The organism is Mucilaginibacter sp. PAMB04168, assembly GCF_039634365.2.
Classification (GTDB): domain Bacteria; phylum Bacteroidota; class Bacteroidia; order Sphingobacteriales; family Sphingobacteriaceae; genus Mucilaginibacter.
Map to the genome: position 1 here is coordinate 1559203 of NZ_CP155079.2, position 11780 is coordinate 1570982.

Annotated in this window: 10 protein-coding genes; 6 read left to right on the forward strand and 4 right to left on the reverse strand. The window is 44.2% G+C overall.

Annotated features, from left to right (window positions below):
- The first annotated feature begins 49 nt into the window (after positions 1-49).
- The 4 genes from ABDD94_RS06725 to ABDD94_RS06740 all read left to right on the forward strand — a co-directional run bounded on the left by ABDD94_RS06725 (position 50) and on the right by ABDD94_RS06740 (position 3911).
- Positions 50-1783, forward strand: a complete 1734-nt coding sequence (locus ABDD94_RS06725; RefSeq protein ID WP_345955191.1) for a glycoside hydrolase family 3 N-terminal domain-containing protein — start codon at positions 50-52, stop codon at positions 1781-1783.
- On the forward strand, positions 1780-2154 hold the full coding sequence (locus ABDD94_RS06730; protein WP_345955192.1) for a VOC family protein: 375 nt from the start codon (positions 1780-1782) through the stop codon (positions 2152-2154). Before ABDD94_RS06725 ends, ABDD94_RS06730 begins: the two co-directional genes overlap by 4 nt.
- A 77-nt stretch (positions 2155-2231) precedes the next feature.
- Positions 2232-2951, forward strand: coding sequence for a pyridoxine 5'-phosphate synthase (locus ABDD94_RS06735; protein WP_345955193.1), 720 nt, complete (start codon positions 2232-2234; stop codon positions 2949-2951).
- Between the two features lie 3 nt (positions 2952-2954).
- Positions 2955-3911, forward strand: coding sequence for a glycosyl transferase family 90 (locus ABDD94_RS06740; protein WP_345955194.1), 957 nt, complete (start codon positions 2955-2957; stop codon positions 3909-3911).
- Positions 3912-4044: 133 nt separating this feature from the next.
- On the opposite strand, the gene ABDD94_RS06745 is transcribed toward ABDD94_RS06740, so the two are convergent.
- Together ABDD94_RS06745 and ABDD94_RS06750 are read right to left on the reverse strand one after the other, a co-directional pair.
- Positions 4045-6150, reverse strand: a complete 2106-nt coding sequence (locus ABDD94_RS06745; protein ID WP_345955195.1) for a beta-galactosidase — start codon at positions 6148-6150, stop codon at positions 4045-4047.
- A gap of 122 nt (positions 6151-6272) precedes the next feature.
- Positions 6273-6677, reverse strand: coding sequence for a VOC family protein (locus ABDD94_RS06750; RefSeq protein WP_345948293.1), 405 nt, complete (start codon positions 6675-6677; stop codon positions 6273-6275).
- 231 nt (positions 6678-6908) lie between these two features.
- On the opposite strand from ABDD94_RS06750, the gene ABDD94_RS06755 reads away from it, so the two are divergent.
- Both ABDD94_RS06755 and ABDD94_RS06760 read left to right on the forward strand, forming a co-directional pair.
- Positions 6909-7640: a ferritin-like domain-containing protein gene (locus ABDD94_RS06755; RefSeq protein WP_345955196.1), complete on the forward strand. Its 732-nt coding sequence runs from the start codon at positions 6909-6911 to the stop codon at positions 7638-7640.
- A 46-nt stretch (positions 7641-7686) separates the two neighbouring features.
- Positions 7687-8448, forward strand: a complete 762-nt coding sequence (locus ABDD94_RS06760; RefSeq protein ID WP_345955197.1) for an oxygenase MpaB family protein — start codon at positions 7687-7689, stop codon at positions 8446-8448.
- Here ABDD94_RS06760 and ABDD94_RS06765 read toward each other — a convergent pair.
- Entirely contained in the window at positions 8436-9050 is a 615-nt protein-coding gene (locus ABDD94_RS06765) for a class I SAM-dependent methyltransferase (protein WP_345955198.1), read from the reverse strand. The genes ABDD94_RS06760 and ABDD94_RS06765 overlap by 13 nt on opposite strands.
- 5 nt (positions 9051-9055) lie before the next feature.
- Positions 9056-11770, reverse strand: a complete 2715-nt coding sequence (locus ABDD94_RS06770) for a carboxypeptidase regulatory-like domain-containing protein (RefSeq protein WP_352432889.1) — start codon at positions 11768-11770, stop codon at positions 9056-9058.
- Positions 11771-11780: the final 10 nt, after the last annotated feature.

Genomic DNA, 11780 nt, shown 5'->3' on the forward strand with positions numbered 1-11780 from the left:
TTGGTGCTTATCAAGGGCAGGTTACTTATTTTTGACTGAGCTTATTTTTATGATCAATTTGAAAAAGCGTTTGGCATTGCTGGCGTTTATAAGCCTTACCTCAGGCAGCAGCTTTGCACAGCAAACCGATTATATATCGTTACTAAATACCCAAAACCATTGGGTAGATTCGGTATTCAGTAAGCTGAACCGCAGGCAAAAAGTTGCGCAGCTGTTTTTTATACGCGCCCATACCAACAAAGGCCAGGCTTATGCCGACTCGGTTGCCGAAGTAATTAAGAAAGAGCAGCCAGGCGGTTTGGTGTTTTTTCAGGGAGGGCCGGTAAGGCAGGCCAACTTAACTAATCAGTATCAAAAACTGGCTAAAATACCTTTACTCGTAGCTATGGATGGCGAGTGGGGGCTGGGCATGCGTTTGGATTCAACTATATCCTATCCCTACCAAATGACCTTGGGCGCCATACAGGATAACGCGTTGATTAACCAAATGGGGCAGCAAGTAGCTTATGATTTTAAACGCCTGGGTATGCACCTTAACTTTGCCCCGGTTGTAGATGTAAATAACAACCCAAACAATCCTGTAATTAACTACCGGTCGTTCGGCGATGATAAGTACAAGGTTGCCTTACGCGCTGTAGCTTATATGCAAGGCATGCAACAAGCCGGCTTGCTTACCACAGCCAAACACTTCCCAGGCCATGGTGATACCAATGTAGATTCCCACTACGATTTGCCTTTGCTGAACTTTACCCGCCAGCGGTTAGATACTTTGGAGGAATATCCGTTTAAACAGGCCATACAAGCCGGTATTAGCGGTATTATGGTAGCGCACATGAGTATCCCGGCGCTGGATACTACTAAAAACCTGCCGTCATCATTATCAAGGCCAATAGTTACCACTTTACTTAAAGACAGCCTTGGCTTTAAAGGACTGATCGTTTCTGACGCTATGGAAATGAAAGGTGTGGTGAAATATTTTCCTGAAGGGGAAGCAGATCTGCGGGCATTCATGGCTGGCAACGATATTATCGAGTTATCTGAAAACTCTTTACGGGCGATCAAAAAAATTAAAAAGGCTGTTCGCAAGAAGATGATAAGCGAGGCAGAACTGGATGCCAAGGTGAAAAAAGTTTTAGCCGCCAAATACTTTGTTGGGCTGCACCACTACCAGCCGGTTAACACACAAGGCATTCCTAACGATCTAAACCGTTCTACCGCTAAAGACCTGGTACAGCAGTTAAGCGATGCATCAGTTACCTTGTTGCAGGATAACGGCCTTTTACAGCGCCTCAATTTTGCACAAAACACAGCTTTGGTAAGCATAGGTACATCGTCGGCTACGCCTTTTCAGCAGGAACTGGCTAAAACTTACACCAACAGCAAAATCTTTAACCTAGATAAAGGGGCGTCATCTGCCGAGGTAAATAGATTATTGAGCGAACTGAAAAGTTATGCACAAGTAATTGTTGGTGTGCATGACACCCGTTTGCGTCCGCAAAGTAAGCTCGATTTTAATGCTGATGTTAAAAATGCTGTCATACAACTGGCCTCCTTTCCAAACAGTGCTATCAGCGTATTTGCTAACCCTTATACCTTGGGTAACATGCCGGGTATAGAAAAAGCAGGCATTGTGGTAGCTGCTTATCAAAAAGATGAGAGTATGCAAAGGGCCGCTACCAAAGTATTAACCAGGCAACTTACCGCCGCTGGCAAACTACCGGTAACGGTTAACACATTTTACGTAAACGGCTCGGGTATTACAGTTACCAACCCTGCTTTATGAAAATGCGGGTGGCGCGGCATACGGCCAACCTGCAGCCCCTCATACACTTTTATCACCATGTGCTTGGCTTGGAAATACTGGGCCGGTTTGATGGGCATGATGGTTATGATGGCATATTTTTAGGATTAGCCAACAACAACTGGCACCTCGAGTTTACTGTGTCTGATAACTTACCCCAGCATCAGCCCGATGAGGATTATCTGTTGGTATTTTATCCGGAAACCGAGCACGCTTATAATGAACTTAGAACAAAGTTTGCTCAACATAACATTTCTCCGGTGAGGGCAAAGAATTCTTACTGGAACAGCGATGGAGTAACCTATACAGACCAGGATGATTACCGCATGGTGATTGCTCGGGCTCGAGAGTAATTTAAATCTATAGCAATCCTATTTAATGTTGTGCTGTTATAAATAAACATCTTTTATTTGCACTAAATTTTTTGCCGATGATTCGCCTTTCTGTTAATGTAAACAAAGTAGCCACGTTGCGTAATTCGCGCGGTGGTAATAATCCCGATCTCATTCAGGTAGCAAAAGACTGTGAACGTTTTGGAGCGCAGGGTATAACCGTGCATCCGCGACCCGATGAGCGGCATATACGTTACGACGATGTATATGCGCTTAAAGAAACCGTAACCACTGAGTTTAATATTGAAGGCAACTGTGAGGAAAAGAAATTTGTTGACCTGGTACTGGCGGTAAAGCCTCACCAGGTTACCCTGGTGCCCGATGCGCTTAACCAGCTTACCTCAAACCATGGCTGGGATACCATTACCCACAAGCGCTACCTGCAGGATATGGTAAAATGCTTTAAGGACGAAGGCATACGCGTTTCATTATTTGTTGACCCGATAACTGACATGGTTGAAGCCGCCGCCGAAACCGGTACAGATCGTATTGAGCTGTACACCGAAGCGTATGCCTCTCACTACCATCAGGGCATTGAGCTGGCCGCTGCCCCGTATGTACAGGCCGGCGAAATGGCTCAAAAAGTTGGCTTAGGTTTGAATGCAGGCCATGACCTGGACTTAAAAAATTTAAAATACTTTGCCCAGCACATTCCTGGTTTGCGGGAAGTAAGCATTGGTCATGCTCTTATATGCGATTCCTTGTATTATGGCCTGGAGAATACCATCCAAATGTACCTGCAAAGACTGGCGGTATAAAACATGGCTTTAGAGCGTATAGGCAGAGCGTTACGAAAGAACAAGCTGCCTTATTATGCCTTAAACCTATTGCGGCAGCTTTTACCCAGGGCTTTGCATCAAAAGCGTTTGCACCACAAACTGCAATCTATAAAGCATTACAACAAAGCAGAGGTACTGGATAGGGTAAATTACTACAATAAGTTAACAGAAAACACGGCGTTGGGTGCAGAGGCGGTTGTGCTTAAGGATATGCCTGTTTTTAAAAGTCCGAAAGCGTACGGCTTTGACACTTTTGAGTACACCCGTTACTTTAAAGAAACGCTAAAAGCATGCTTTCTTTTCGGTGATGTGATACATGTGCCCGAAGTGCCCACTCTTCAAAAAAGCCGCCCCATTAATGGTAATAATGCTAATGCCATACTGCTAAAACTCGACAAAAAGCGGCACTTTGTATTTGTAAAAGATGGTAAGCCGTTCAATGCCAAAAAGGATATGCTCATTGGCCGCTCGGCGGTAAACCAGCCACATAGGGTTAAGTTTATGGAGATGTATTTTGGCAATACTTTGTGCAATTTGGGCCAGGTAAACACAAACGGAGGCCGGGCCGAATGGATTAAGCCTAAATTGTCCATCAGCGCTCACCTCAATTATAAATTTATTTTGAGCTTGGAAGGGTACGATGTAGCCACCAATTTAAAATGGATCATGTCATCCAACTCTATAGCAGTAATGCCCAAACCTACTTACGAAACCTGGTTTATGGAAGGTCGGCTGATGCCCAACGTACATTATATAGAAATAAAAGCGGACTATTCCGACCTGGAAGATCGACTGAAATATTATATAGCACATCCACACGAAGCTGAAGCCATCGTCAAAAATGCCAATGTGTATGTAAAGCAGTTTCAGAATAAACAGAAAGAGGATCTCATCTCGTTAATGGTATTGCAAAAGTATTTTGACTGTACCAGGCAGTGAATACTTTTGCATCTGCTGTTAACGGCTTGCGTCAGCGATAGATATGAACATAAATGATCTCCCATTTTTGTTGTTAAGAACTGCAAAATTAGAGAATAGTAAAATGCCTTAGCCACTTTTATCACCTAGCAAATTACTCTTGCCACACTATTACCCCGGCAGGTTTAAGTACTTTATCGCCAACCAGCACCTTAGCTTTAACAGGTAAGTCAACCGTATACAGTTTGTCAGAATAATTTACACCCACCCAGAAACCGTCACGCCACTCGAGTATTACGCCCGCTGGTAAATCTTTAACTGGAATACCCGCTTGCTTATACACCCGGCGCAGTGCTGCTTTTTCAAGGGCGCCATCGTCTGTATCGGGGCCTACATAGGTAACAGAGCCCTTACCCTGTTTATGTGATACCACAGCTGCACGACCGGTGTAAAATTGATTGGAGTAAGTGGCCCATACCTGCGTATTGGCATCGGGTTCTATAATATCGGCCCAGTTGTTCCAATTGAATGTTTGGTTATTCATCAAAATGGTTCCCTTTACGCTATCAGGCATCAGATCATAAAACGGAATTTTGGCCCCTATGAGGCTGTAAATAGGCTCGGCCCATTTCATCTCCCATAACTTGCCGTTGCGGTTTTTTTGCCCTGTACGGCTTGTTAATACTAAATGTCCTCCTTTTTCAACATATTGCTTCCAGCGTTCAACCAGTTTGGCATCCAGCAGTTGGTAGGATGGCGCTACCATCACCGGGTATTTCGAAAAATCTTTGTCTTCTGTAATTACATCTACCGGCACATTTAATTGCTTTAAGCTGCCGTAATAGCGCATTAAGTGCTGCATGTAATCCCACTGATAGCTTTGTGGCTGGTTGTCTTCTTCCCAGCGGCTGTCGGGGCTGTACAATACTGCGGTTAAGCGTGCAGCATAATCGGCCGGGATTTTAGCGTTGGGGTTATAATACGGTTTGATGCTGTTTAGCTCCTTTATTACATTAGTATACTCAACACCACTGGTGCTTACCGTAACCCCATCTGTGCTGATAATGCCATAATGGTATTGCTCGCCGCCGGTTAAGGGTTGCTTGAAGCGGTAGTTGCATACAAACTTGTTGCTGCCGGCAAAGGCATGCCATATCCACATACGTACGGTGCCGGGTATGGGCTGTGGGTTGAACTTGCCCCAGTTTACCTGCCCGGGCTGTAGTTCCATTACGCCTGTGGTACCGTTAATTGAGCGAAACAAATCATTGGCATAAGCAATACTGGTAGGCGATCCCATTCTGAAGCCCTGCTGACCTAAGCCCTTATCGTACCCTGCTACCAGGTATTTAGTGTAAGTAACAAAGTCGAGATTGGTCATGCGAGTAGGTTCAACCGGTGCATGCTCGGGCATAAGGTTAGTGGTGATCCACTGGTTAGCCGGAATGTATTTACGTAATATTTTGTATTGTAAGCCCAAAAAGTCGGTTACTTCATCACTACTAAAACGCTTAAAATCAAGCACGGCATGCGGGTTGGGCTGTGCAATTAGCTCTTTGCCGTTTGGGATGCGTACTTGCTCAAAGTTGTCATAACGCAGGCTCCAGAAAGCAGTGCCCCAGGTGGCGTTTAGCGAATCAATTACCTTGTATTTGTTTTTGAGCCAGCCGCGAAAGCTTTTCTGTGCGGCGTCGCTGTAATCATATTGGCCGTAGTGTGACGGCTCATTGTCCAATTGCCAACCCCAAATGCGTTTATCATTAGCATAATGTTTGGCCAGTGCTTCTACCATTTTGCTTACATACTGTCTGTACACCGGGCTGCTCCATGATATTTGCTGACGCGAGCCGTGCTGCATGGTGGTGCCATTATCGTTCACCATTAAAATTTCGGGATGCTTTTGTGCCAGCCAGGCGGGTGGGGTAGGGCTGGAGGTACACATGATTACCTTTATGCCGTTTTTATGCGCCAGTTCAACAGCCTCATCCAGCCAGGCAAGATCAAACTTACCTTCCTCCGGCTCAATAAACGACCAGGCAAATTCGCCATAGTGCGTAAAATCAAAACCCAGCTCGGCCATTTTCTTTAAATCGCGTTGCCAGTAGGCATGTGGCCACTGCTCGGGGTAATAGTACGAGCCAATAGTCATCAAGTCTTTTTTAGGAAAGAAATGATCGGCACTTTGCGCATTGGATGGCCTGATGCCGGCTAAACAAAGCAGTATCAACGCTATAAAGTGGACGTAAAAAGGTTTGCGCATAATTTTAGGATTGGTGGTACTAAAGTAGCACATTTTTCACAGTCGCTTCTGCATATATAACCCAGAGCATTAAAAATGCAAAAGCCTTCCGGCTTATGGAAGGCTTTGCGTGTTTAGGTTAATTAGCTTTGTATGTGGCTGGGATCCATCCAAGTGTATTCCCAAAAGTGGCCGTCCAGGTCGGTAAAGCCATGGTTATACATAAAGCCGTAGTCTTGTACAGAGCTGAGTGCAGTAGCGCCGGCTTGTACAGCTTTTTTTATAATCTCATCTACCGCTTCCCTGCTATCAGCCGACAGGCAAAGGATGCATTCGTTAGCCACTGCTGTATCGGTAATTTCTTTTTTGGTAAAACTTTTAAAGAAGGGTTCGGTAAGCAGCATAACATATATCGTTTCGCTGACAATCATGCAGGTAGCTTTTTCATCGGTAAACTGTGGGTTAAAAGTATAGCCTAGTTCGGTAAAAAAAGCTATTGATTTGTTCAGATCCTTTACCGGAATATTCACAAAAATTTGAGTTGCCATGTTTTTTGGGTTTTTAAGTTGTTATACAAACATAGCTCGATTATAGCTAATAAGTACTGTACATAAACGACAAATTAAGGTGCCAAATCCGACATTCTACTAGTTTTTTCTTTCCTCTCCATCTACTATTTCACTTGCCCAACAAAAAATAAATAGAATAACACTTTGAAGGTAAGGGTATTTCTATTTACTTTGTTTTTGAAAGTACTTTTTAAATGAAAATATATAATTATGAAGACAAGTGCTCACTGGATTAACCATTTTACCACAAACCTAACCAAGCAAAGGATAAACTGGGATTTGGCCCCGGCATTAACACCACAACAGGTGAAGGTAATATTGCCATCGCTGCAAGCCTGGCAACTAGGCGAAACATCAGACGGGTATACGCTCATTAAGGCGGCTAACCGGTATGCCTGGCGCACCAGCGATGCCGATTATGTAAAAGCTGTTGAACTTTTCATCAAAGAGGAGCAGAAGCATGGTGAAAACCTGGGTCGTTACCTGGATGCGCTTCACCAGCCGCGTATTAAAAAGAATCTCGGTGATTCGCTGTTTCGATGGATGCGGCACTTTAACACCAGCATGGAGGCCTGGACACTGGTAGTGGTAACAGTTGAAAGTACGGCACAGATATTTTATCAGGCTTTAAAAGATGCCACTAATTGCGAACTGCTTAAACAGATATGTACCGATATTTTGATTGATGAGGCTTACCACATTACTTTTCAAACCGACAGGTTAGCTGTTATTTATGACAACCGCTCTGCATGGGGTAAAACCTGGCGTAAGTATTTTTATCAGTCGTTTTTTTACGGGACGGCCATAGTAGTTTGGGCCGCTCATTACCAATTATTCAGGGCGGGCGGTAACACCTTTAAGGGCTATATAAAAAAGATGCATCACAAGTATTTAAAAACGCTTAATCAGATTACCACCCTGCACCTGTTTGAGGTAGCATGACGATTCCCTTTATATTTATTTTAAACCAACTAACGTTTATTAACTGATGAAATACTTTGTAGATGAGCACTCCATTGTGCGGAAGATATGGGGCAAGGCTGATACGGTGCTGTTTATTTTTGCAGGTGCATCGGCCGAGTTTGCTTTAAATAAGGCGGTCGACTGGCTATACTTTACTGGCCGTTTGCCGGCCGATCCGCTCGGGCGTTTGTTTTCTACAGTGGAATACGCCCGGTTAATTCTTTTTTCGAAACATGACGATGCCCTTGCCGCCATCGATAAAATAACGGCCATACACCAGGGCGTTGAGCAGGTGCGCGGTGCAAAAATACCCGACTGGGCCTACCGCGACGTATTGTTTATGCTGATTGATTACTCCATCCGCTCGTTTGAGCTGTTGGAAAGAAAGCTGACTGCTGCAGAAAAACAGGAGATATTTGATACCTTTTACAAGGTTGGCAGCCGGATGGGCATAAGCGGGCTGCCGCTAACCTATACTGCATGGAAACCGATGCGCAAAAAACATTTAAAGGATGACCTGATCAAGAGTACTTACAGCGTGGATTTGTATACTAAATATAAGCAGCACCTGGGTAATTTACGTTACTTACTGCTCAAACAGGTACAAATGCTGCTTGTGCCAACACCAATCAAAGAAATGCTTCCGTTAGGCAAAACTTCGCTATTAAGGCCGGTTTTGTGGGCCTACAAAGTGGCCAGGAGCGTTAAGATAGACTGGTTGTTGAAAGAAGCCATATTGCCTACCCAGTATAAGGCGCAGATTAGAGGCCTGGATCAAAGTTTCTGAACGCACCAGGTGGTCATACAGCGGAGATTTTGCACGTTGGTGGTTTTAATTGGTTCATGAAGTTGGCCGTTGAGTTCGCTGGTATAGCGTAATAGCATGGGCTTGTTCACTAAAAAGCGCTCTGAACCATCAGGAAGTAAGTAACGGCCTTCGCCTATATCCATTACAAGATTTTCAATGCCAATATCTGAAGCTAAACGGGCAAAGAGGTAACCGCCCGGTTTAATTACACGCCAAACGGAGCGCAGCATAGCATCAAAGTGTTCAGGACTTTCCGCAAAGTGAAGCACAGCGCTACAAATGGCCAAATCAAAAGCGGCGTCGTCAAAAGGCAAGTTTTCAGCAGTGGCTACTGCAAAATTGATAGCCGGATTGTCTGGAGCCAACGCGGCCGATAAATCTTGTACTGCTTTTACAGCTTCGGCATTAGGGTCAATACCGTAAACATCAAATCCGTTTCTTAAAAAATAGAACAGGTTGCGGCCAGCCCCACAACCTACGTCAAGCACTTTACGGCAGTCGTCATACCGGCCTTTCAATAACTGATCGAACAGGTATATATCAATATTGCCGTAAAGCTCTTGTAAGGTATTAAGTGTCATTAGTCTTACTGTACTTTGTACCGGTAAATAAAGCGGCCTAAGTTCCCGTCTTTATCTAATCCCTCAATTACAGCACGGTAGCTGCCCTTACCATCTGCGTTATAAAATTCTAACGATGTTGCACCTGTTTTATCAGTAACTACTCTGGGGTTCCAGTAAATGGTTGAACGTAAATCCAACCCCACTGGTTTGGGCACATCATATTTAGGCGAGTAAAACTCACGTGTAAAATTGTAGCCTTTGGGTGTCATATTTACTACGCCTGGTTGCGGTAGTAAGTCCTGCAATTCGGCAAGGCTTATTTTTGTACCTGTAGGTTTCTTTTTACTGTTAATAACAATAATCCCATTAGCCTGATATTGACTGCTAACCAAACCTAAATCATCTCTTAAAAACACCTCAACCGATTCTACGTCGGTAGGTAATACACTATTTAGGTAGTTGGCATCAACCGGCATTCCGGTAACAAAAAGCTGCATAGGTACTTTCTTGCCGGCGTTATAATCGCGCGTTACATAAAAGTAATTGTTATCATAGGTCACGCCAGGTATACTGCTTTGCAAACACAAAAACATGTTGCTGCAGCCCTTAAACCGGTCGCTTGTCATGAGGTGATCTGGCATATTGCTCAGGCCCGTAAGGGAAGGATAAGCAGAGTGATCTATCTTAGGCGCTTGTTTTTCTCCCCGTACAATAACTTCCTTTAAAACGTGCATGCTGTTGAACTGCTTTTTGCTGTTTTTAAGATAGGTGTTCAGCGTACTGTCTATATTGACAACCTCGTCTGGATAAGGCTGATTTTTAGGAATGGCGGGATAGGTTTGGCCTTCCATCATTACCATCATATTTTTAGCGTTGTAATTATTTTTGGCCGAAATAACCACTTTTGCCGAATCCGGAAACACCAGGTTGGAAAATTTAAATCTTCCTTCAGGATCACTTACCGCGCTTGCCGAAAAATATTTATCGGGGATAAGCAAACGCACGTTGCCGCCTTTAAGCGGCATACCGTTTAAACTACGGAGCGTTCCGGTAAGCTCGATACCCTGTTCGGGCAAAAAGGCTACTTGTGGGTATCTGTTGGCCACCACGTCTGCATAGCTAAACCGGCGATAGCCTTGGGTTAGCATGAGGAGGTCAAGATCAGCCTCAGTTTTATCATTTATTTTTGAAAAATAGTAGTTCGGCTTTTCTACATAACCTTTCAAATCCGAGGTAAGTAGTAAGCTGGAAAGGATGGTTGTTTCATTATCTTCATCAACTAACACTTTACTTTCATCAATAACCGATACCGAAAAATGGCCTTCAACGGGCGCCGTTTTATTTTTAGCGGTAACGGTAAGCTTCACTTTCTGCCTAACACCATAGCTTGGTTTGTCGCTGTTAAGACCCATGGTGAGTTGATCGTTATGCTGAACAAATACCAACCGTTCGCTTATAGGGACGCCTGAAGAAGACATAAGTGTAAACTGGACAACACCGGTAGGGAATTTATTTTTGGGTATCGTAGCCGAATACACCTGCTCTTTAAGCGCCGTTTGCGCAGCAAAACAAATGGTGTTTACGCTTTGTGCAATGATGTAAAAGAACTTGCCCTTGTTGGCCTGAAAAAATGCCGGACTAGCCGATAGCTTAATACTTAGATTATCAGCATCGGTATTATTTACGCCTATGCTCAGGCCATTAGCCTGTACCTTAGGCAAATCAACGGTTTCCTTGGTGCCATTAGCAAAGGTTATATCGGCCTTGTAAGTCTTATCCGCTTCGGGCGTTACTACAAACAAGCCCATCCCTGCGTGTTGCGAACTAATGTTAGCCAAAACTGTTCCTGCGTTGTCGGTTACTGTACCGGTAAAACCCATGCCGGTACCGGTAGCACCTACAGCTTTTACGGCTACTTTTGAGCGTACACCAGCCAGTAGTTCGCCACCTTCAGGAAAAAATTGTACATCTGTTTTTCCCAGAACTGGTTTAAGCGAAAAGGTGCGGCCGGCTGTTTTTTTGTTACCTAAGTCGATAAATGCTACGATGGAAGCGCCAGTTAGGTCGGTGCCTTTGCTGTTTACAAAGCTAATAGTCATGGCGCCGTTGGCATCAGTGTTACTTTTGCCCTTCGCTATATCATCAAGGGTGCTCACTACCTCCCAGGTTACACGTTTATTGGCTTGAGGATTGCCATCCGGATCTTTATAAACTACGCGTAGGCTAATGCGCTCATTTTTGCCGCTACCAGTTTTGCTGTACGTTACATGAGAGCTGGTTTCCCGGTCAATCGCGTTTCCAACGGGAATGCTTTTTGTGAAAAAGTAACCTGCATCGAAATTACTCATCCACCTGGTGTAAGCCCTGATGTGATAGTTATCCTGCCTGTACTTCAACTCATTAAGTGCAATGTTGCCATAAGCCATACCATTAGCAATCGGAAGCTTTAAGTTATCCACTAACGAGTCGCGGCTGTTCATAATCTCCACATAAACAATTTTGCTGAGCGGTGTAGGCTGTCTGTAATTGTCGGTAACATAGGCTTTAAACCATATGGTGTCATCAACCGCATAATACGGTTTGTCAAAATGCAGGTATACCTTTTCCACAGGGCGCGCGCTGGAGAGTTTACCGGTTTTTTCGATAACAGAATTTAAGCTAATGCTGTCTTTTTGAGCCATGGCCGGCAAAAACGATGCAGCTAAAAATATTAAAGTAACAACGTAACGGTATATCATGTGTAAACCC

Excerpts from the sequence above, each read along its gene's own strand:
- ABDD94_RS06725 (WP_345955191.1), top strand. The coding sequence starts at position 50 with ATGATCAATTTGAAAAAGCGTTTGGCATTGCTGGCGTTTATAAGCCTT.
- ABDD94_RS06730 (WP_345955192.1), top strand. The coding sequence starts at position 1,780 with ATGAAAATGCGGGTGGCGCGGCATACGGCCAACCTGCAGCCCCTCATA.
- ABDD94_RS06735 (WP_345955193.1), top strand. The coding sequence starts at position 2,232 with ATGATTCGCCTTTCTGTTAATGTAAACAAAGTAGCCACGTTGCGTAAT.
- ABDD94_RS06740 (WP_345955194.1), top strand. The coding sequence starts at position 2,955 with ATGGCTTTAGAGCGTATAGGCAGAGCGTTACGAAAGAACAAGCTGCCT.
- ABDD94_RS06745 (WP_345955195.1), bottom strand. The coding sequence starts at position 6,150 with ATGCGCAAACCTTTTTACGTCCACTTTATAGCGTTGATACTGCTTTGT.
- ABDD94_RS06750 (WP_345948293.1), bottom strand. The coding sequence starts at position 6,677 with ATGGCAACTCAAATTTTTGTGAATATTCCGGTAAAGGATCTGAACAAA.
- ABDD94_RS06755 (WP_345955196.1), top strand. The coding sequence starts at position 6,909 with ATGAAGACAAGTGCTCACTGGATTAACCATTTTACCACAAACCTAACC.
- ABDD94_RS06760 (WP_345955197.1), top strand. The coding sequence starts at position 7,687 with ATGAAATACTTTGTAGATGAGCACTCCATTGTGCGGAAGATATGGGGC.
- ABDD94_RS06765 (WP_345955198.1), bottom strand. The coding sequence starts at position 9,050 with ATGACACTTAATACCTTACAAGAGCTTTACGGCAATATTGATATATAC.
- ABDD94_RS06770 (WP_352432889.1), bottom strand. The coding sequence starts at position 11,770 with ATGATATACCGTTACGTTGTTACTTTAATATTTTTAGCTGCATCGTTT.